19 protein-coding genes are annotated in these 21,086 nt (G+C 66.4%); 7 read left to right on the forward strand and 12 right to left on the reverse strand.

The genetic code is table 11. From position 1 onward, the window contains the following. The first annotated feature begins 80 nt into the window (after positions 1–80). Positions 81–956: an inositol monophosphatase family protein gene (locus AGI3411_RS07330; RefSeq protein WP_129526723.1), complete on the forward strand. Its 876-nt coding sequence runs from the start codon at positions 81–83 to the stop codon at positions 954–956. An 8-nt stretch (positions 957–964) separates the two neighbouring features. Here AGI3411_RS07330 and AGI3411_RS07335 read toward each other — a convergent pair whose 3' ends face one another. Next, positions 965–2,662: an AMP-binding protein gene (locus tag AGI3411_RS07335; protein WP_165359090.1), complete on the reverse strand. Its 1,698-nt coding sequence runs from the start codon at positions 2,660–2,662 to the stop codon at positions 965–967. 77 nt (positions 2,663–2,739) lie between these two features. Between AGI3411_RS07335 and AGI3411_RS07340 the strand changes: the two genes are divergently transcribed. Further along, positions 2,740–3,936 (forward strand): M20 aminoacylase family protein, encoded by a 1,197-nt coding sequence (locus AGI3411_RS07340; protein ID WP_129526725.1) that lies wholly within the window; start codon positions 2,740–2,742, stop codon positions 3,934–3,936. A 3-nt stretch (positions 3,937–3,939) separates the two neighbouring features. On the opposite strand, the gene AGI3411_RS07345 is transcribed toward AGI3411_RS07340, so the two are convergent. Beyond that, positions 3,940–4,833, reverse strand: coding sequence for a LysR family transcriptional regulator (locus AGI3411_RS07345; protein ID WP_129526726.1), 894 nt, complete (start codon positions 4,831–4,833; stop codon positions 3,940–3,942). Positions 4,834–4,947: 114 nt separating this feature from the next. On the opposite strand from AGI3411_RS07345, the gene AGI3411_RS07350 reads away from it, so the two are divergent. The 4 genes from AGI3411_RS07350 (at position 4,948) to pagP (ending at position 8,728) form a co-directional block, all read left to right on the forward strand. Then, complete coding sequence (locus tag AGI3411_RS07350; protein ID WP_165359091.1) at positions 4,948–6,033, forward strand: YeiH family protein; 1,086 nt, start codon at positions 4,948–4,950, stop codon at positions 6,031–6,033. 106 nt (positions 6,034–6,139) lie between these two features. Continuing rightward, on the forward strand, positions 6,140–6,550 hold the full coding sequence (locus tag AGI3411_RS07355) for an acyl-CoA thioesterase (RefSeq protein WP_129526727.1): 411 nt from the start codon (positions 6,140–6,142) through the stop codon (positions 6,548–6,550). 10 nt (positions 6,551–6,560) lie between these two features. Further along, positions 6,561–8,033 carry a magnesium transporter gene (gene mgtE, locus AGI3411_RS07360; protein ID WP_129526728.1) on the forward strand — a complete coding sequence of 491 codons (1,473 nt, stop codon included), beginning with the start codon at positions 6,561–6,563 and terminating at the stop codon, positions 8,031–8,033. A 137-nt stretch (positions 8,034–8,170) separates the two neighbouring features. Beyond that, a complete protein-coding gene (gene pagP / locus AGI3411_RS07365) occupies positions 8,171–8,728 on the forward strand; it encodes a lipid IV(A) palmitoyltransferase PagP (protein WP_129526729.1) in 558 nt (185 codons plus the stop codon). Positions 8,729–8,738: 10 nt separating this feature from the next. Here the strand turns inward: pagP and AGI3411_RS07370 are convergent, their stop codons facing one another. The 9 genes from AGI3411_RS07370 to AGI3411_RS07410 all read right to left on the reverse strand — a co-directional run bounded on the left by AGI3411_RS07370 (position 8,739) and on the right by AGI3411_RS07410 (position 19,250). After that, positions 8,739–9,350: a gamma-glutamylcyclotransferase gene (locus tag AGI3411_RS07370; RefSeq protein WP_129526730.1), complete on the reverse strand. Its 612-nt coding sequence runs from the start codon at positions 9,348–9,350 to the stop codon at positions 8,739–8,741. A gap of 160 nt (positions 9,351–9,510) precedes the next feature. Then, entirely contained in the window at positions 9,511–9,969 is a 459-nt protein-coding gene (locus AGI3411_RS07375; protein ID WP_062685465.1) for an Lrp/AsnC family transcriptional regulator, read from the reverse strand. A 73-nt stretch (positions 9,970–10,042) separates the two neighbouring features. Next, positions 10,043–10,825 carry an SDR family oxidoreductase gene (locus AGI3411_RS07380; RefSeq protein ID WP_129526731.1) on the reverse strand — a complete coding sequence of 261 codons (783 nt, stop codon included), beginning with the start codon at positions 10,823–10,825 and terminating at the stop codon, positions 10,043–10,045. A gap of 127 nt (positions 10,826–10,952) precedes the next feature. Beyond that, positions 10,953–12,647, reverse strand: a complete 1,695-nt coding sequence (locus AGI3411_RS07385; protein WP_129526732.1) for a thiamine pyrophosphate-binding protein — start codon at positions 12,645–12,647, stop codon at positions 10,953–10,955. A 52-nt stretch (positions 12,648–12,699) separates the two neighbouring features. Continuing rightward, positions 12,700–13,674 carry a tripartite tricarboxylate transporter substrate binding protein gene (locus AGI3411_RS07390; protein ID WP_425265320.1) on the reverse strand — a complete coding sequence of 325 codons (975 nt, stop codon included), beginning with the start codon at positions 13,672–13,674 and terminating at the stop codon, positions 12,700–12,702. Between the two features lie 8 nt (positions 13,675–13,682). Beyond that, positions 13,683–14,435 carry a GntR family transcriptional regulator gene (locus tag AGI3411_RS07395; protein WP_129526767.1) on the reverse strand — a complete coding sequence of 251 codons (753 nt, stop codon included), beginning with the start codon at positions 14,433–14,435 and terminating at the stop codon, positions 13,683–13,685. Positions 14,436–14,618: 183 nt separating this feature from the next. Next, complete coding sequence (locus tag AGI3411_RS07400; protein ID WP_129526734.1) at positions 14,619–15,338, reverse strand: VOC family protein; 720 nt, start codon at positions 15,336–15,338, stop codon at positions 14,619–14,621. 16 nt (positions 15,339–15,354) lie between these two features. Then, positions 15,355–18,090 (reverse strand): preprotein translocase subunit SecA, encoded by a 2,736-nt coding sequence (gene secA / locus AGI3411_RS07405; RefSeq protein ID WP_129526735.1) that lies wholly within the window; start codon positions 18,088–18,090, stop codon positions 15,355–15,357. 191 nt (positions 18,091–18,281) lie between these two features. Further along, complete coding sequence (locus tag AGI3411_RS07410) at positions 18,282–19,250, reverse strand: M23 family metallopeptidase (RefSeq protein WP_129526768.1); 969 nt, start codon at positions 19,248–19,250, stop codon at positions 18,282–18,284. A 127-nt stretch (positions 19,251–19,377) separates the two neighbouring features. On the opposite strand from AGI3411_RS07410, the gene AGI3411_RS07415 reads away from it, so the two are divergent. Continuing rightward, complete coding sequence (locus tag AGI3411_RS07415) at positions 19,378–19,785, forward strand: DciA family protein (protein ID WP_129526769.1); 408 nt, start codon at positions 19,378–19,380, stop codon at positions 19,783–19,785. A gap of 251 nt (positions 19,786–20,036) precedes the next feature. Here AGI3411_RS07415 and lpxC read toward each other — a convergent pair whose 3' ends face one another. Further along, entirely contained in the window at positions 20,037–20,960 is a 924-nt protein-coding gene (lpxC, locus tag AGI3411_RS07420) for a UDP-3-O-acyl-N-acetylglucosamine deacetylase (RefSeq protein ID WP_129526736.1), read from the reverse strand. Between the last annotated feature and the right edge of the window lie 126 nt (positions 20,961–21,086).

The raw sequence follows: 21,086 nt of genomic DNA on the forward strand, positions 1-21,086 counted from the left end.
CGTTGGGCAGACGCCACGCGGCAAGCCGGTTTCGAGCGCCTGCCACGGGTTTGACGCATACATGGGCTTACACTGGTTTCATGGATACTTACGATCAGCCCCGTTCACTGGCCTCCCCCATCGACCTGTGCGCCGCGATCGACGCGGCCGTCACGGCGGCCCATGCCGGCGCAGCCATCCTGCAATCCTACGCGCATCACCGTGCCGATCTCGTGATCGACCGCAAGGCGCGCAACGATCTCGTCTCCCAGGCGGACCGCGAGGCGGAAGCTGCGATCATCCAGGAGCTGCAAGCCCGCACGCCGAAGTTCGGCATCGTCGCCGAGGAAACCGGCGGCAAGGCGCAGGGCGCGGCCACCTGGTACATCGACCCGCTGGACGGCACCACCAACTTCCTGCACAACATCCCGCACTACGCGGTATCGATCGCACTGATCGCGCACGCGGGCACCGCCGTCTCGGCGAACGAAACGCTTGCGGAAGACACCCCCGTGGTGGGCGTGGTCTACGACCCGAGCCGCGAGGAACTCTTTACCGCGGTCTACGGGCTGGGCGCCTGGCTCAACGGCCGGCGCATCCAGTGCTCCCGCACGCAGACGATCGAAGACGCTGTCCTCGCCACGGGCTTCCCGTTCCGGGACTTCTCGTTCGCGGGGCAATACATGCCCATGCTGCACGACGCCATCAACCGCGCGCGCGGCGTGCGCCGCATGGGCGCGGCCGCGCTCGACCTGGCCTGGACCGCTTGCGGCCGCTACGACGGCTACTGGGAAATGGGGCTGGCGCCGTGGGACGTGGCCGCCGGCACGCTGATCCTGCGCGAAGCGGGCGGCGCCTGCTCGGACATGCACCAGCAGGATCCCTGGCCCATCGGCGGGCGCGTCGTGGCCGGCAACCGGGCCATCGAACGCGCCTTGCACGACATGATCGCCCCTCACCTCGACAAGAAGGGCTGACCCGGCGTTTACGCCGCCTTGTCCGTCCCGGGCGCGGCGGCGTCGGGCCGCAATTCGCGGCGCAGGATCTTGCCCACGTTGCTCTTGGGCAGCTCGTCGCGGAACTCCACGAAGCGCGGGCGCTTGTAACCCGTCAGCCGTTCCCGGCACCAATCCTGGATCTGCGCCTCGGTCAGCGACGGGTCCTTCTTCACCACGAACACCTTGACGGCCTCGCCCGAGTGTTCGTCCGGCACGCCGATCGCCGCGCATTCCAGCACGCCCGGGTGCTGCGCCACGGCCGCCTCGACTTCGTTCGGATAGACCTTGAAGCCGGACACCGCGATCATGTCTTTCTTGCGGTCGACGATGCGGGTATAGCCCTGCTCGTCCATGATGCCGATGTCGCCGGTGCGGAAGTAGCCGTCGGCGGTCATGGACTGCCGTGTTTCCTCGGGCTTCTGCCAATAGCCCACCATGACCTGGGGCCCGCGGATGCTGACCTCGCCGCGCTCTCCCAGCGGCACCTCGCGGCCCTCGTCGTCCAGGATCGCCACGTCGGTGGACGGCAGCGGCAAGCCGATGGACCCCGAATACGCCGTGGCGTTGGTGGGGTTCACCGTTGCCACGGGCGAGGTTTCGGACAGCCCATAGCCTTCGACCAGCGGCCTGCCCGTGACCTTCAGCCAGCGCTCGGCCACCTGGCGCTGCACCGCCATGCCGCCGCCCAGGGTCAGGCGCAGGGCGGAAAAGTCCAGCCGGGCGAAGTCCTCGTTGTGGGCCAGCGCGTTAAACAGCGTATTGACGCCGGGGAAGACGTTGATGGGCACCTTGCGCCATGCGTTGATCAGGGACGGCTGGTCGCGCGGATTGATGATGAGCACGTTGCGCATGCCCGCGTGCAGGCCATACAGCCCGCATACGGTCATGGCGAACACGTGGTAGAGCGGCAGCGCGCTGATGATGGTGAGCTGTTGGCCCGCGAGGTCGTGCACGACCGGCTGCGCCACCGCTTCGGTCTGAAGCACATTGGCCGTCAGGTTGCGGTGCGACAACATGGCGCCCTTGGGCACGCCGGTGGTGCCCCCGGTGTATTGCAGCACCGCCACGTCGTCCATCGACAGGGTCGGCGGCGTAAACGACAGGTTCGCGCCGTCGCCCAGCACCTTCGGCAACATGCGGGCGCCGTCGATGTGCCAGGCGGGAACGATCTTCTTGACGTAGCGGGCGGCCAGGTTGACCAGCGGCGCCTTCAGACCGCCGAGCAGGTCGCCCGGCCCGGTCACGACGATATGCTTGAGCTGCCCCCGATCCGTCACGCGCTGCAGGGTATGCGCGAAGTTCTCCAGGATGACGATGACGGACGCGCCGCTGTCCAGCAGCTGGCGCTGCAGCTCCTCGGCCGTGTACAGGGGGTTGACGTTGACCACGACGAGACCGGCGCGCAGCGTGCCCAGCATGCTGACCAGGTAGGCGGGCACGTTCGGCATCATCAGCGCAACCCGCGCGCCCTTGGGCAGGCCCAGGCTTTGCAGCCAGGCGGCGAATGCCCGCGCGTGGGCGTCCAGTTGCGCGTAGGTGATGTCGCTACCCATCGCGGTGCAGGCGATGCGCGTAGCGTACTGCTTGCAGGCCCGATCCAGCAGGTCGGTCAGGGAGGAATATCCCTCGGTCGAGATCTCCGCCGGAACGCCTTGCGGGTAATGGGCAAGCCACGGACGCGTCATGGTATTTGTCTCCATTAAATTGGTTTTTGATTGATGATACCCTTGTTGCGTTCCCTAATTTCGCCCGAGCGCTCCCCATGAAACTCCTCGAACCCATCGTCGCGTGGCATCACGACATTTCCAAGATTCGACGCGACATCCACGCGCATCCCGAACTGGCCTTCGAGGAATTCCGCACGGCCGACGTGGTGGCCGCGCAACTTGAAGAATGGGGCATCGAAATCCATCGCGGGCTGGGCGGCACGGGCGTCGTCGGGATCATCCGCGGCAACCAGCCGGGAGACCGCGCCGTGGGCCTGCGCGCCGACATGGACGCGCTGCCCATGCAAGAGGTCAACACGTTCGCGCATGCCAGCAAGAACGACGGCAAGATGCACGCCTGTGGCCATGACGGCCACACCGCCATGCTGCTGGCTGCGGCGCGCTACCTGTCGCAGCACCGCGACTACGCCGGCACGGTCTATGTCATCTTCCAGCCCGCCGAGGAAGGCGGCGGCGGCGCCAAGCGCATGATCGACGACGGCCTGTTCACGCGCTTCCCCATGGAAGCGGTGTTCGGCATGCACAACTGGCCCGGCATGAAGCCCGGCCAGTTCGGCCTGACCCCCGGCCCCATCATGGCGTCCAGCAACGAATTCTCCATCGTCGTGAAGGGCAAGGGCACGCACGCTGGCATGCCCAATCTGGGCATCGACCCGGTCATGGCGGCCGTGCAGCTGGCCCAATCCCTGCAGACCATCATCACGCGCAACCGCAATCCGCTGGACGCGGCCGTGCTCAGCATCACCCAGATCCACGCGGGCAGCGCCGACAACGTCGTGCCCAACCACGCCGAATTGCGCGGCACCGTGCGCACGTTCACGCTGGAAGTGCTGGACCTGATCGAACGCCGTATGGGAGAGATCGCGCGGCATACCTGCGCCGCCATGGACTGCGAAGTGGAATTCACGTTCCAGCGCAACTACCCGCCCACCATCAACCATCCCGAAGAAGCCGCGTTCTGCGCCGACGTGATGCGCGACATCGTCGGCGACGCCAACGTCAATGACCAGGTCCAGCCGACCATGGGCGCGGAAGACTTCGCCTTCATGCTGCAGGAACTGCCGGGCTGCTATGTGTGGATCGGCAACGGCACGGGCGATCACCGCGACAGCGGCCACGGCCTGGGCCCCTGCACGCTGCACAACGGCAGCTACGATTTCAACGACGAGCTGCTGCCGCTGGGCGGCACGTACTGGGTCCAGCTAGCGCTCAAGCGCCTGGCCAAGGCCTGATCCCTACACGCCGTCCGGCGCGCCGACCGCCAGGCACATCGCCAGGAAGCGTTCGGCCGCGCGGGCGGCAGCGTCCGCATGCGGCACCAGGATGCTCAAGGTGCGCGTCAGCGGCTTGGGCAGCAGGCGCAAGGCCGCCAGCGCCCCGTCTTCGTGCCGCATCGACATGACGGACACGAAGCCTACCCCCAGCCCCGCGCGCACCGCCTGCTTCACCCCCTCTACCCCAGCCAGTTCCAACCCCACCGAAGGTGCCAGCCCGGCGTCGGCGAACGCCCGCTCGACCAGCCGGCGCACGCCCGAGCCCGGCTCGCGCATGACCAGGGCGGACGCGGCCAGATCGCGCAGCGTCACCGCCCCCTTGCCCGCCAGGGCGTGGTCCGCCCGCACGATCGCCACCACTTCATCCTGCCGCCAGGCGTGCACCGCCGTATCCGCGGGCAGGCCGGCCGGCACATCCCCCTCGATGAACGCCAGGTCCAGGGCCGGCAGGCGCTCGACGATCTCGCGCGTGTTGCCGTCGGACAGGTGCAGGCTGACCGCCGGAAACGCATGACGGAAGTCCGCCACCAGGCCGGGCAATAGATAGCTGGCGGGCGTGGTGCTGGCGCCCAGGCGCAGGGCGCCCGTCTCCAGGCCGCGCCACGATTCACGCACGGCCTGGGCCTGCCGGTACACCTGGCGCAGCTGCCTGGCCTGCTCGGCCAGGCGCTCGCCTGCTTCGGTCAGGGCGATGCCATGCCCGCTGCGGCGGTACAGGGGCTCGCCGAACCATTCCTGCAGCATGCGCAGTTGGCCGGAAACCGCGGGCTGGGACAGGTTCAGGGTTTGGGCGGCGCGGCTGATGTTGCCGGAATCGGCTACGCAGGCGAAGGTCAGGAGCTGGTCGGGGGTCATATCGTCTTAATTATCATTTTTTCCGATATTACATATAAAAAATAACAATTTTTCAAATAATAGGCCTGAAATTAATATTTCGTCTAGTTATTTAGATATGCCACAAGGCCAATCATGAGCAATTCCTCCAGCACCGCCGTCCCCCTGCCCGCCACATCGGCCACGCCCGCTGCGCCGCCGGCGGCGACGCCCTGGCGCGACAAGCTCAACGGGGTGTTGTTCGTCGGGCTGTTGGCCGGCGCTGTGATGCAGCTCGCCGACCTCCCCGCCATCCGGCAGCTTGGTTTTTCGCCGCTGGTAGTGGGCATCGTCTGCGGCATGCTCTACGGCAACTTCCTGCGCGGCACGATGCCTGCCGACTGGGGCGTGGGCGTGAATTTCACCGCGCGGCGCCTGCTGCGTATCGCCGTGGCCTTCTATGGGCTGAACATCAGCATCCAGCAAATCGCGGCCGTCGGCCTGCCCGGGCTAGCCGTCTCGGTTGCGGTGGTGCTGGGCACCCTGCTGATCGGCACGCTGGCCGGCCAGCGCCTGCTGGGCCTGGACCGCGACACGGCCATGCTCACCGCCGCCGGCAGCGCCATCTGCGGCGCCGCCGCCGTCCTGGCGTTCGAACCCACGCTGCGGGCCGCCCCGCACAAGAGCGCCGTGGCGGTCGCGACCGTCGTGCTCTTCGGCACCCTGTCCATGTTTCTGTACCCGGTGCTCTACCACGCGGGCTGGCTGAATTTCGACACCCAGGCGCTGGGCATCTACATCGGCGGCACGATCCACGAAGTGGCCCAGGTCGTCGGCGCAGCCAGCAACATCGACCCCGCCACCACGGAGGTCGCCACCATCGTGAAGATGACCCGCGTCGCCCTGCTGGTCCCGGTTCTGCTGGTGCTGGGCATGTACCTGCGCAGCGCCGCCTCGCATGCCGGCGGCGAGGCCAAGGGCGCCAAGCTGCCCATTCCCTGGTTCGCAGTGGGCTTCCTGGCGCTGGCCATCGTCAATTCGCTGGACATCATTCCTGCCGACGCCGTGGCCGCCATCCGCCGCCTGGACGTCTTCGCGCTGACCATGGCGATGACGGCGCTGGGCATCGAAACCCGCTTCGCCCAGATCAAAAAGGCCGGTCCGCGCGTGATGGCATTGGGCCTGATCCTGTATGCCTGGCTGTTGGTTGGCGGCTACGCTATCGTCAAGTTGGCCTACTGATCCCAGGCCCGCCCCGGCAAAGCGCCGCGGCGGGCCTCGCGCACGCACGCGGCAGTCTCGTTTTTCCTGCATAATCGGCTGGTTCTCTTGCAGTGGAGTCGGCCGCATGACCTCCAGCACCAAAACCCCTTTCACGACCTTGCCCGCCGACCGCGACCCGGTATTGCGCGTCATGCCGATGCCGGCGGATGCCAATATCCACGGAGACGTTTTCGGCGGCTGGATCATGTCCCAGGTGGATATCGCCGGCTCGATCCCCGCCGCGCGCCGCGCCGCCGGCCGGGTGGCCACCGTCGCGGTCAATGCCTTCCAGTTCAAGCAGCCCGTGTTCGTGGGCGACCTGCTCAGTTTTTACGCCTCCATCGTCAAGACCGGCACGACCTCGATCACCGTGTCGGTCGAGGTCTACGCGGAACGTCAGCGCCTGGACGCCGAGATCGTCAAGGTCACCGAAGCCACGCTGACCTACGTCGCCACCGACGAAGCGCGGCGCGGCCGCCCCCTCCCTACCCTTTGAGCCGTAACGCATGACGCAGTCCGCCGCCGCGCAGAAACCGCCCGCGACGCCCCGCCGCCTCGACCCGGAAGACGCCCAGCACGCCTTGGCGGAGGTGCAGGAACGCCTGCGCCGCCAGCAGCTGGTGGCCGACCTCGTGCATCGCCAGGAAGAAGGCGACTCGAAGGCCTCGCTGGTCGAAGACCTGGTGCATCGTCAGCATGAAGCCGAACTCAAGACCCTGCTCGACGGCCTGCATCCCGCCGACATCGCCTTCATCCTGGAATCGCTGCCCAAGGACGAGCGCCAGGCCATCTGGGCGCTGGTCAGCCCCGAGCACGACGCAGACGTCCTGCTGGAAGTCGAAGACTGGGTGCGGGAATCGCTCATCGAAGCGATGGACCGCCAGGACCTGGTCGCCGCCACCGGCAACATGGATGCCGACGAGCTGGCCGACCTGGCGCCCGACCTGCCGCCCGACGTGGTGGCCGAAGTCCAGAAGGGCCTCACCGAAGAAGAACGCGCGCAGCTGCTGGAGGCCATGGGCTATCCGGAAGACAGCGTGGGCGCGATCATGGACTTCGAAATGGTCCGGGTGCGCGAAGACGTGACGCTGGAAGTAGTGCTGCGCTACCTGCGCCGCCTGCACGAACTGCCCGACCACACCGACCAGATCTTCGTGGTGGACCGCCAGGACAAGCTGCAAGGCATCCTGCCCCTGTCGCGCCTGCTGGTCAGCGAACCCGAAACCGAGGTGCGCGCGGTCATGAACTCGGACTTCCTGGCGTTGAACCCGCTGGATTCCGACGCCGACGCCGCCGGCGCCTTCGAACGCTACGACCTAGTGTCCGCCCCCGTGATGGACGATCAGGGCCGCCTCATCGGCCGCGTCACCATCGCGGACGTGGTGGACGTGATGCGCGAAGACTCGCAGGAACAGGCGCTGTCGCGCGCCGGTCTGCAGGAAGAGGACATCTTCGCGCCGGTGGCCACCGCCCTGCGCAACCGGGCACCCTGGCTGCTCTTCAACCTCTGTACCGCGGCCACGGCATCCTTCGTGGCCTCGCAATTCGAAGGCACGGTCAGCCAGATCGTGATCCTGGCGTTCCTGATGTCGATCGTGGCGGGCATTGGCGGCAACTCCGGCAACCAGACCATGACGCTCATCATCCGGGCGCTGGCCATGGGCCGCATCACCGGGCGCAATCTCTGGCAGCTGGTCAAGCGCGAGCTCTTCGTGACGCTGATGGTGGGGCTGTGCGGCAGCCTGGTCGCCGCCTTGTTCGCCTGGGTGATCTCGCATTCGGTGTCCATCGCGCTGGTGATGATGGCCGCCATGGTCTGCAATATGCTCGTGGGCGCGTCGGTGGGCGTGCTGGTGCCGATGGTGCGCGCCCGCTTCGGGAAGGATCCCGCGATGGGCTCCTCGGTGCTGCTCACGTTCGCCACGGACTCGCTGGGCTTCTTCATCTTCCTGGGCCTGGCGACGATCTTCCTGCTGTAGCCCTGCCGCAACAGCCATCCGCGCCTTTGCCCTGCTTTTCCCTTGGGCAGGCGCGATTGACAGCTAGCTGACAGGGATGATGACGACCGTTCCATTACAGTAATGGAATTGTCATTTTCATCCGTTCAGTGCCCGCAATGATCGCCAGACTCCGGGCAGCGATTCTCTGCCTGCTGCTCTTCTTTCCCTTCGCCTCCGCCGTTCAAGCCTGTGAAAGCCTGCCCTCGTGGGCGCAATCGGCGTGCAACCGCCTCGACCAGATCTGGACCGAGGGCGGCAACGACCTCTACCTGACCGGCTACTCGTGGCACAACCGCGCCACCTACAGCCGCGAAAAAATCGACAGTTTCAACGAACTGGCCTGGGGCGGCGGCTATGGCCGCAGCATCTACGACGAAGACGGAGACTGGCAGGGCCTCTACGCCATGGCCTTCCTGGACTCGCACAGCAAGATCGAGCCCATCGCGGGCTATGGCTTCCTGAAGATCGGCCAGATCAGCGACAACTTCCGCCTCGGCGCGGGCTACACCATCTTCCTGACGGCGCGCCACGACATCATGAGCTACATGCCGTTCCCCGGCATCCTGCCGCTAGTGAGCGCGGGCTACAAGGACGCCATGCTCTACGCGACCTACATCCCCGGCTCGAGCGGCGCGGGCAACGTGCTGTTCGTGTTCGGCCGCTGGCAGTTCTGACCGGCGGGCCTCAGCAGGCCAGCCCCAGGCGGCGGACCAGGTCACCCAGGCGCCAGTCGTCGATCCCGTGCGCGCGCAATGCGCGCGCCGTTTCCACCACGTAATCCAGGCAAGGCCCCGACTGCCCGACGGCATTGCGCACCGAGGCCAGCAGGCGGTCGTCGCTGATGCCGGCGGCGTATTCCTGGCAGGCCCGGTTCAACAGGAACACCAGCCCGCGCACCGGCGCGGCCTCGGTGTAGCAGGTAAGCCAGCGGGGCGAATAGGCGCCCGTGACCATTTCCCGGACCCACAGCGCCCGGAATACGGCCGGCACGTCGCAAGCCGCCACCAGGAAGGCCACCCCGCGGCAGCAACCGCCGCGGTCCAGGCCGAACACCAATCCGGGATTGTCGGGCGAGCCGCGATGGTCGTGGGACCACAGGCACAAGGACCGGTGGTAGCCACGCACGGTGGCCAGACGCCGTTCGCGCCACGCGAAACCGGGATGCCAGATCAGGGAACCGTAGGCGAACACCCACAGATCATCGGCGCCATTCCAGCCGGCCAGCAGATCCTCCACCGACAGCGCGCGCCGCGATTTTGCCGGGCCGGCGCAGCCGGCGGGTACTGCCAACGACATAGGGTCCTCTGATATCCCGGTTCATTCCACGTCTGGAATGCCGGATATCCTACGCCCTTGCCCGCGCAAAAGGATTGCGAGATGGGGGGCGGCCGAGGCTCCGAACGGAATTTGCATCCCGCGCGGCGGCCGCCAGGGAAATAAAATTGCGCACCCGCGCCTACACCGAATCCAGCGGCAGTTCGGTCGTGCTCTTGATGACTTCCATCGAAAAACTGGCGCTGACATCCAGCAGGTCCACGGCGCCGATCAGGCGGCGATAGAAACGGTCGTAGGCCGCCATGTCTTCGACCACGACCTTGAGCAGGTAATCGACGTCGCCCGCCATGCGGTGGAATTCCACCACGTTGGGCAAGGCCATCACGGCATTGATCAGGCTCTGCGTCCACTTCTCGTTGTGCTGGCTGGTCCTGATGGACACGAAGACGGTCAGGTTCAGGCCCAGGGCGCGAGGATCCAGCAGGATGGCGTTGCGCGCGATGACGCCGTCATCCTTCAGCTTCTGGATGCGGCGCCAGCAGGGCGTCACGGACAGATGCACCTGCTCGGCGATCTCGGCAACCGAACAGGTAGCGTCTTTTTGCAGCAAGGCCAGTATCTTGATGTCGGTCTGGTCCATGGGGAGTCCTCACGCGATCGGCCCCAATCTTGCCCGTTCGGCCCGCCGGCGTCCAGCCGTCCGCCCCCTCCCGTCAGTACGTGCCGGGGTAGCCGCCGCCGTCGATGAGGATGTTCTGCGCCGTCATGTAGCCGGCATGGGCCGAACAGACATAGGCGCAGAGGGCGCCCAGTTCCTCGGGCTGACCATAGCGGCCCGCGGGGTTCGAGCGCCCGCGCTCATCCCACAGCTGCTCGAAGCTCTTGCCGCCGGACTGCTCCAGCATGCCTTGTATATGCCGGACCTGCGCATCGGTGGCGAAAGCGCCCGGCAGCAGGTTGTTGATGGTGACGTTGTGGCGCACGGTCTGCCGCGCCAGCCCGCCCACGAAGCCGATCAGGCCCGAGCGCGCGCCGTTGGACAAGCCCAGTTCGGCGTGCGGCGCCTTCACGCTGCGGGACACGATGTTCACGATGCGCCCGAAACGCCGTTCGATCATCCCGTCCACGACGCGCCGGATCATATCGATGGGGCCGAGCATCATGGCATCCAGCGCAGCGACCCAGTCGTCGTGCGTCCAGTGACGGAAGTCGCCCGGCAACGGTCCGTCGGCATTGTTGATCAGGATATCGGGCTGCGGACAGGCGGCGATGGCCGCGTCGCGGCCTTGCGGCTGCGTCAGATCGGCCGACACCCAGCCCACGCCCGCTCCCGTTTCGCGCGAAATCTCGGCGGCGGCCTGCTCCAGGGTCGCCGGATTGCGGGCCGCGATCGTGACCGCCACGCCTTCGCGCGCCAATTGCAGGGCGCAGGCCCGGCCCATGCCGCGGCTGCCGCCAAATACCAGTGCCGTCTTGCCGCTGATCCCAAGATCCATGCCTGACTCCCCTGTCTTTGCGGACGATCCCCGGTGGTTCGCCCTGCCGAAGCAAATCAGTATAGGTCTGGCGCCGCCAGGAATGGCGGCGCCGCCGCGCCGGGGGATACCGGCGCGGCCGTCCGGATCAACCCATCCACTGGCTGACCGGCGCCGCGGCGTCCTGCAGCGGCTGGGCCACCACGTCGATCAGCGCCGGGCCGTCGTGCTCCATGGCCGCCTTGATGGCCGCGTCCAGCTTGGCGGGATCATCCACACGCCACGCCTTCACGCCGTAGGCCTCGGCGATGCGCGCGTGGTCGGTGCGGTCGAAATCCACGCTGTAGTAGCGTTTGTCGTAGCCCGCCTTCTGGCTGGCCTTGATCCAGCCATAGACCGAGTTCGAGAACACCACCATCAGCAGCGGCGCCTTGTGCCTGACGATGGTTTCCAGTTCGCCGACCGTGAAGCCGAAGCTGCCGTCGCCCATCACCGACACGCACTTGGACTGGGGCCGGCCCACCCACGCCCCCAGCGCGGCGGACATGGAGAAGCCCAGCGCGCCATGCGCCCGGTTGGTGATGAAGTGGCGGCCGGGGCGCGACACGTCGTAATAGGCCGAGAAGTACGGGCAAGGCGTGCCCGGGTCGGCGCAGACCACGGCGTCGTCGGGCAGCAGGCGGTTGAGGGACTGCACCACGCGCTCGGGGCGGATGGGCGCCTCCAGACTGCTGGCCAGCGGTTCCAGTTGCGCCTGGCGGGCCACCTTGGCGCGGCCGGCCAGCACTGCGCCGTCGGCCGCGTCCGAAGGACGGTGCGCCAGGCGCTCGGCCACTTCGGCGCCCAGCGCCTCCAGCGCCAGCTTGGCATCGCCCACCATGCCGACTTCGGTCAGGTAGTTGGCGCCGATCACCATCGGGTCGATATCGATGTGCAGGATCGGCACGTTGCGGTTGGGGAAGCGCCAGTGCTCGGTCGAGGTCGACCCCGCGCGGCATCCGACGAACAGCACCACGTCCGCAGCGGCCACCACGTCCCGCGTCGCCATGACGCCGCCGTTGGAGCCCACCACGCCCGCGTTCAACGGGTGGGTATCGGCCAGGCTGCCCTGCCCGCTCACCGTCACGCAGACCGCGGCCTTGAGCGCTTCGGCCAGTTGCTGCAAGGCATCGCTGGCACCGGCGATGACCACGCCGCCGCCGCAGATGATCACCGGGGCGCGCGCGCCGACCAGCCGTTGCGCCGCGCGGGCCACGTCGGCGGGATCCGGCGCGAAGCGCATCGCGGGGAAGCGGCTGTGCTCAGGCTGGGCCCAGATGTCGGACGCGTCCACCTGCTGCTTCATGACGTCGTACGGGAAGCACAGATGGGCCGACCCGGGCTTGCCGGTCGTCATCGCGCGAAAGGCCGCCCGCACCATGCCGGGAATCTGGTCCGCGCGGTCGATCGTGCGGTTCCATTTGGTCAGCGGACGGTACAGCGCTTCCTGGTCCAATTCGGTCAGGGGGTACTTGCCGCGCGAGCCCACCGCCACGTCCGACGTGATGCCCAGCACGGGCACGGACGACTCGTTGGCCTCCACCAGTCCGGGCAGCAGGTAGGTTGCCCCGCCGCCGCTGGGGCCTTCGCACACGCCGACCTTGCCGGTCACGCGGGCATAGGCGTCCGCCATGTAGCCGGCGCTGCGCTCGTCGCGCGTCAGGATGTGCCGCATGCCGTGGTCCAGGCGGTACAGCGCGTCATAGAACGGCAGGCTGGTGTCGCCGCACAGGCCAAAAATATGTTTGACGCCGTTGTGCTGCAGCATCCGCACCATGGCTTCGGCGCCGGTCAGGTTTTCCATGTCATCTCCACGTGTTGCTCGCGCACGGCCGGGGTGTCCGGCCGCTCGCCGTTCAGTTGTCCAGATTGATGTTGCTGCTCTTGATGAAGGCGCTCCAGCGGTCGTATTCGGACTTCACGTAGGCGTCCAGCGCCGGGCCGTCCGAGGCGACGATCTCGAAGCCCGCCTCCGTCACCTTCTTCCTGATTTCAGGATCGGCCAGCACGGCCTGGAAGTCCGCGGTCAGCTTTTTCACGGTGGCTTCGGGCGTGCCCTTCGGGGCGAACATGCCGCTCCAGGAGTAGGCGACAAACCCGGGGAAACCGGATTCGGCCACCGTCGGCACGTTGGGCAGCTCGGGCAGGCGCTTGTCGCCGGCCACAGCCAGCGGCTTGATCTTGCCGGCCTGGATCTGGCCGCGCAGCGCCGCGAAGCTCAACCATGTCATGTTGGCCTGTCCGCCCACCACGGCCTGGATGGCCGGTCCGCCGCCGCCATACGGCACGTGAAGCAGTTCGACTTTGGACAGGCGCTTCAGCTCTTCAGGCGCCAGGTGGTTCAGCGACCCCACGCCGGTGGACGCGTAGTTGAACTTGTTCGGCGGCTGCTTGGCAGCGGCGGCCAGGAATTCCTTCAGGTTGTTCCCCGGCACGCTCGGGTTGGCGCCGATCACCAGCGGGAAACGCACCGTCTGCGAGATCGCCACGAAATCCTTGAACGTGTCATAGGGCAGCTTGGGCTTCACGGCGGGATTGATGCCGTGGTTGTCGAAACTGACCAGGAGGGTATTGCCGTCCGGCTCGGCGCGTGCCACGAACGCGGTCGCGATCTGGCTGGCCGCGCCCGGGCGGTTCTCCACCACGACTGCGCGGCCGCCCAACTGCTCCGACAGGCGCGGCTGCAAGATGCGAGCCAGGATATCGGTGCTGCCTCCCGGCGGATACGGTACGACCAGCACCAGCGGCCGCTCCTCTGCCATGGCGGGCGCCGCGGTAAAGGCCCCCCCTGCGGCGGCCAGCACGCATAACGCCGCCAGACCGCGTTTCATCCTGTGGTTCATTGCTTTTCCCCTGCTGATATGGTGTTGGCCGGCACTGCCGCAGCGGGTTCGGCCTGGTCCCGCATGTAAATCGTGGAAAAACCGGTGCGTATGACGTCGGTGATCTGGTCCAGCCGGCGGCCGATGTGCGCGTTGATGAGCCCCGGCAGCGCATCGATATCGCGCCGTTCCAGCGCCTCGACGATACGCAGGTGTTCGCCCTGGGTATGCCCGCGGCGGCCCTGTTGCATGTCGATCCAGCGCACGAAGTGAATGCGGGCGTTGACGCTTTCCAGCGCGCGCACGAACTCCTCGTTGCGGGAGTAGCGGGCCAGCGTCAGGTGGAAGGCTTCGTCCAGGTCCAGCAGGCGGGTGGCCTCGCTGTCCTCGGGCTCGTCCCGCGAGCGCTCGACGAATGCCCTCAAGCTGGCCAGTTCCTCGTCCGTGGCGCGCTCGCAGGCCGCGCGCACGATGCCGGCTTCCAGCACCGCGCGATATTCATACAGGCTGTGGATCTGCTTGGCGTCGAGCAGGCGGGCGATGAAGCCCCGGTTTACCGAACGGGTCAGGAAACCCTCGACCATCAGCTGGTTCAGCACTTCGCGCAGGGGCGTGCGGCTGACGTTCAGCCTGCGGGCCAGTTCCACCTCGTTGATGCGCTCCCCGGGCTTGAACTCGAAACGCACGGCCATCGCCTTGACGGCGCCGTACAGCTCGGCCTGGGCCGCCTGGGTACGGGCGGCGGGACGGATGGCGTTGGAGGTATGCATCGTGCCGAGTCGCTTGCGGGCGACGTCATCATCGGTATTGAAGTGCATACTAAAGTGTATGCACTTCTAGCGACAACCCGGGTTTGTCCGAATGCGAGCGCACGCGCGCAGGCGCGCGCCTGCCACGGGCGCGGCAAGCGCAACATCAGAACAAGGGGGAAGACAGGAATCCCGCGGCGCGGGCTACAGGCCGGTATCCAGCGTGTAGTGGGCACCGTCCCGGTTTTCCAGGGTCAGCGTGGAAAGCGTGGGCGTGACCGCCGCGGCGTCCTGGCTCACGTGGATGCGCAGGTTTGCGAGCGGCACGTCCCAGCCGTCGCCCGCCGGCTCGGCGGCCACGTCGGCCACCAGCGCGAGCCGTTCAGCGACCCCGCGGGCATCCGCGGCCCGGGCGTCGATGCGCAGCAGGCTGCGCGCGCCGTTGGGATGCGCCATCAGTTCGGGCGACCACACGCACTCTGGCGTCAGGTGGCGGCAGAAATACATGCGGATGCCGGGCAAGGGCTGCTCGGCGAAACGCACGGTATGGAAACGGGCCTGGACTTCCTCGCCGTCCAGGATCGCCGGCCGGGTCAGTTCCTGGACGGGATTGACGGCGAACCCCGCGGCGCGCAGCCGTTCGTAGGTGGCCTCGGCGTCATGGGTGCGGAACACCAGCGCTTCCAGCCCGAATGGCGAGTCGGCGATTTCCTTGCGCGCGGGCGGCGCGCCCGGCGGCCAGCCAAGCAGTTCGACATAGGTGCCTTCCAGCACGATCAGGCGGTTACACGACCCCAGGTTGTGCACCGCTTTATCGCTCAGATGAAAGCCCTGGCGCTCGAAATGCGGGGCCAGCGCATCCAGCCGGTCGCGCACCATGACCACGGCGTGATCGAATTCAGTACGGCCGACGGAATGCAGCATGTTTACCTCTCCCTGCTCAAACGAGCTTGCCGTGGCACTGCTTGTACTTCTTGCCGCTGCCGCACGGGCACGGATCGTTACGGCCGACCTTGGGCATCGCGTTGCGCACGGGTTGCGCGCCGTCCTGCGATTCCGTCTGGGCAAGCGCTTCGTCGTAGTCGGAGTGGTGGTATTGCACGTTCTGCACATGCGATTGGGCCGCTTCGGCTTCGGCCTGGTCCACTTGTTCTTGCGACTGCACACGCACCGTCATCAGCACACGGACCACATCGTCGCGGATACGGTCGAGCATGCCCGAGAACAGTTCGAAGGCTTCGCGCTTGTATTCCTGCTTGGGATTCTTCTGCGCATAGCCGCGCAGGTGGATGCCCTGGCGCAGGTAGTCCAGCGCGGACAGGTGTTCGCGCCAGTGCGTGTCGATTGCCTGCAACATGATGGAACGCTCGAACTGCGACCACGATTCCAGGCCGACCTGATCGACCTTGGCCTGGTAGGCATCGCGCGCGGCGGCCACCACGCGTTCGCGCAGGTCTTCGTCGGTCAGGCTGGTTTCCTTTTCCAGGATTTCCACCAGCGGCAGCTGCACGTGCCAATCGGCTTCCAGCGCGGTTTGCAGCGCCGGCACGTCCCATTGCTCTTCCACCGACTCGGGCGGCACATGGACGTTGAACATGTCGGTCACGGCGGCGTCGCGCAGGTTCTGCACGGTTTCGCCCACGCTGGCGGCTTCCAGCACGTCGTTGCGCTGCGAGTACAGCACCTTGCGCTGGTCGTTGGCCACGTCGTCGTATTCGAGCAGCTGCTTGCGGATGTCGAAGTTGCGGCCTTCGACCTTGCGCTGTGCGGTCTCGATCGAACGCGTCACCATGCCTGCCTCGATGGGCTCGCCCTCGGGCAGCTTCAGGCGCTCCATGATGGCCCGCACCCGATCGCCCGCGAAGATGCGCATCAGCGAATCTTCCAGCGACAGGTAGAAACGGGACGAGCCCGGGTCGCCCTGGCGGCCGGCACGGCCGCGCAGCTGGTTGTCGATACGGCGCGATTCGTGGCGTTCGGTGCCGATGATGCGCAGGCCGCCAGCGGCCTTGACCTGCTCGTTCAGCGGCTTCCATTCGGCGCGCACCTTCTCAATGCGCGCGTCTTTTTCGGCTTCGGACAGCGCTTCGTCGGCGCGGATCAGGTCGACCTGCTTGTCGACGCTGCCGCCCAGCACGATGTCGGTGCCGCGGCCGGCCATGTTGGTCGCGATGGTGATGTGGCCCGGCTTGCCGGCTTCGGCCACGATCTCGGCTTCGCGGGCGTGCTGTTTGGCGTTCAGCACTTCGTGCGGCAGTTTCGCTTTCTTCAAGAGGCCCGACAGCAGCTCGGAGTTCTCGATGCTGGTGGTGCCCACCAGCACCGGCTGCCCGCGCTCGTGGCAATCGCGGATGTCGTCCAGGATGGCGTTGTACTTTTCCTGGTCGGTCTTGAAGACCTGGTCGTTCTGGTCCTTGCGGACCATGGGCTTGTTGGTCGGGATGATGACCGTTTCAAGCCCGTAGATTTCCTGGAATTCGTACGCTTCCGTGTCGGCCGTGCCGGTCATGCCGGACAGCTTTTCGTACATGCGGAAGTAGTTCTGGAACGTAATCGAAGCCAGCGTCTGGTTCTCGTGCTGGATCTTCACGCCTTCCTTGGCCTCGACCGCCTGGTGCAGGCCATCGGACCAGCGGCGGCCCACCATCAGGCGGCCGGTGAATTCGTCGACGATCACCACTTCGCCGTCCTGCACCACGTACTGCTGGTCGCGGAAGAACAGCGTGTTGGCGCGCAGCGCCACCATCAGGTGATGCATCAGCGCGATATGGCGCGGATCGTACAGCGACTCGCCTTCGGGCAGGATGCCCAGGCGCGCCAGGATGCCTTCGGCGTTCTCGTGCCCAGCTTCGGACAGGTAGACCTGCTGGCTCTTTTCGTCGACCCAGTAGTCGCCTTCGGGTTCCGGTTCCTGCGGCTTGGGCTCGCTCGCCATGCGCTTGAGCAGCGGGGGCACCGCGTTCATGCGGATGTAGAGCTCGGTGTGGTCTTCGGCCTGCCCGGAGATGATCAGCGGCGTGCGGGCCTCGTCGATCAGGATCGAGTCCACTTCGTCGACGATGGCGTAGAACAGCCCGCGCTGGCGACGGTCTTCAACACGGTATTCCATGTTGTCGCGCAGGTAGTCGAAGCCGAACTCGTTGTTGGTGCCGTAGGTAATGTCGGCGACGTAGGCGGCCTTTTTCTCTTCGTTGGGCTGCTGCGGCACCACCACACCCGTGCTCATGCCCAGGAAGCGGTAGAGGCGGCCCATCCATTCGGCATCGCGGCGGGCCAGATAGTCGTTCACCGTGACCACGTGCACGCCCTTGCCGGCGATCGCGTTCAGGTAGACGGGCAGCGTCGCCATGAGCGTCTTGCCCTCGCCCGTGCGCATTTCGGCGATCTTGCCGTTGTGCAGGGCGATACCGCCCAGCATCTGCACATCGAAGTGGCGCATGCCGAACACCCGCTTGCCGGCCTCGCGCACGACGGCGAAGGCTTCGGGCAGCAGGTCGTCCAGGGATGTGCCCTGAGCGTGGCGGGAACGGAATTCCTCGGTTTTGGCCGCCAACTCCTCATCGGAGAGCGCGGAGATCTTGGGCTCGAGCCCGTTGATCTGGGTTACCAGCTTGCGATACTGCTTAAGCAGCCGGTCGTTGCGGCTGCCTATGAGTTTTTTGAGCAGAGAAACCATGCGTATGTCGGCCGCACAGGACACGCCGCCCTTGCGTGAGGGCTGGGCAGCGTCGCCCGTGACTTGATGTTATTGGTTGAGCGGGGGTCCGCTGGGAAACGAACCAGTTTAACGCACCTGGAGCGCAATAGCCTGGATCTATCACCAGGGTAGCACTGTTGGCCGGTTTGACCGGCCGACGCGCCGGCGGTTCAACGCGCGGCGTGAGCCACGGCGGGCGGGGCGTTCTGCTGCGCCCCCAGGAACAGGCGGGGGTCCAGCGGCTGGCCCGCAAGGCGCACCTCGAAGTGCAGGTGCGGGCCGGTGGACCGGCCGGAGCTGCCCACGCGGGCGACCTGCTGGCCGCGCTCGATCAGTTGCCCCTGCTTGACCAGCAGGGACGAGGCATGGGCATAGCGGGTGATCAGGCCGTCGCCATGGTCGATCTCGACCATATTGCCGTAGCCCGGGTGGAACTTGGATTCCAGCACCACGCCGCCCGAGGCGGCCAGGATGGGCGTGCCGGAAGGCGCGGCGAAATCCAGCCCCTCGTGCATCGCGCTGCGGCCCGTCACCGGATTGCGGCGCCAGCCGTACGAGGACGTCAGGTAGGGGTAGTCGGTGATGGGCATGGCGGTCGGCATGCGGGCCTGATCGGCCGAACGCCGGGTCAGCGCCGCGTCCAGCAGCTTCAGGTTGTCCGTCTGCTGGGACAGCCTAGCCTGGATGTCATCGAGCTGGCGCCCCAGGGCTTCGGCCGACTCCGCGCTCGGCGGCGGATGATCGGTGAACAGATCGTCCATGACCTGGGTGGCCTCGGGCTGCATGAGCGCTTCCGGCTGGGCGAGGGCCAGTTGCTTGGCCAATTCGGGGTCGGTATAGGCCACGCCGGCCACCTTGGCCACGCGCTGGCCCAGGCCATCGATGCTGACCAGCTTGGCCTGCAAGGCCCCCACCTTGGCTGCCAGCAGATTCATGTTTCCGCGCAGGAAATCCGCATCGCGCCCCGGCTGACTCGCCAAAGGCCAGCCCACGGTATGTACCGAGGGCAGGATGGGAGTAAGGTATCGTTGCAGCGCGGCGCCGCAGATGGCCGCCGTGATCAAGGCGAGCCCCAGGAACAGGGCCAGGTGCCCGCCTCCCAGGGTGAAATGCCCGTCCTGCCCGTCGCGGGCGTGCATAATCACGATTTTCAAGGTTTGCTTCCTAATTCTTAGAGCCGGGATGAATAGACCCACTTCATACCGTCAACGTTCCAGTTCCAGCCGGCGCGAAGAAAATACCGCCCTGGGATGGCTGGGTCATGACATGCGGGGCGCCGGCGTTCTGGCAACCGCCCGCAAGCACTTACAAATCCAGTACGCGGTGGCGGCGATTCTGCCCGCCCCGCTGGGCGCCGTTTGCCAGGTGGGCAAGCTGGAGAACCAGTGCCTGCACCTGGTGGTGCCGAGTGCCGCTCATGCGGCCAAGATGCGTCAATTGGCTCCGCGCATCGCGCGGACCTTGGCAGACCAAGGCTGGAACCTTAACGAAATCGCCGTCAAGGTACAAGCGGGTTTGCCCAAACCCGGCGCCCGTCAGCCGCGCCCTCCCACAGAGGCGCAGCCGCTGGGCGACACCGCGCTGGGCGCGTTCGAGACGCTGCAAGGAAACCTGCGCCCCGGGCCCTTGGCCGATGCGGTCGCCAAACTCCTGAAACACCACAAGAGTAGCTGAAGCCAGGGGGATTGTCCGGCGGAAATCCCCCTCCGAAACGAAGCGAAACCAAGTTATCGGACGGATTGATACTATGGCTTGCCGCTGGATTGCGCCTTAAGCGCGAGAGGATGACGACTGTCACCTCCTCTGAAAGTCCTCAGGACCTGGCCGCGCAAGGTGATAGCGCGGACGTCGCGGAGCCGGCTTTGCCGGTCCGCAGACGTCGCCCCCTTGAGGGGGCCCGCGTCAGCGGGTAGGGGGTGGGCCTATCAGGCCAGCTTCCACTCGTGGCGGAACGCCTGCGGCGCCTCCGCCTGCGATTCATAGGTGATCAGTTCCCAGGCATCGCGCTGCTCCAGCAGCGCGCGGGCCAGCTGGTTGTTCAGGCCATGGCCTGACTTGCACGCGACATAGCGCGCCACCAGGGGCTTGCCCAGCAGGTACAGGTCGCCGATGGCGTCCAGGATCTTGTGCTTGACGAATTCATCGTCGTAGCGCAGCCCGTCGCTGTTGAGCACGCGGTACTCGTCCATGACGATGGCGTTGTCGAGGCTGCCGCCGCGGGCCAGGCCCATCGAGCGCAGGGCCTCGACTTCGTTCACGAAGCCGAAGGTGCGCGCGCGGGCGATCTCGCGCACGTACGAATGCGTGGCGAAATCGATCTCGGCGAAATTGGCCGTGGAATCGATCGCGGGATGCCGGAAGTCGATGGAAAACGCCAGCGCGAAACCTTCATGCGGCTCCAGGCGGGCCCATTTTTCGTTGCGGCCCTCGCCTTCGCGCACTTCCACGGGCTTCAGCACGCGGATGAATTGCTTGGGTGCGTTCTGTTCGACGATGCCCGCCGAGCGCAGCAGGTAGACGAACGTCGCCGCGCTGCCGTCCATGATCGGGACTTCTTCCGCCGTCAGGTCGATATGCAGGTTGTCGATACCCAGGCCGGCCAACGCCGACATGAGGTGTTCGACCGTGGACACGCGGACATTGCCCTGCTGCAGCACGGATGCCATGCGCGTGTCGCCCACGCCGGCCGCCTGGGCAGGCAGGTCCACGACCTGAGGCAGATCGACGCGGTGGAAAACGATCCCCGTGTTGGGTTGTGCCGGGCGCAAGGTGAGCTCGACCCGCCGTCCGGAGTGGACGCCGACGCCTGTCGTGCGGACGAGATTCTGGATACTGCGCTGTCGGAACATGAGACTTGGGTGATTTGAGCCAGGAAGCCGGCAAGATAGACAATAGATTGCCGGCGTAACTGACGTATTGTAACGCTGTCCGATCCTTGACGCCATCAAGCGTCCGGACCGACCGATACCTCCGCC

The sequence above is a fragment of the Achromobacter agilis genome (assembly GCF_900496965.1).
Lineage (GTDB): Bacteria > Pseudomonadota > Gammaproteobacteria > Burkholderiales > Burkholderiaceae_B > Achromobacter > Achromobacter agilis.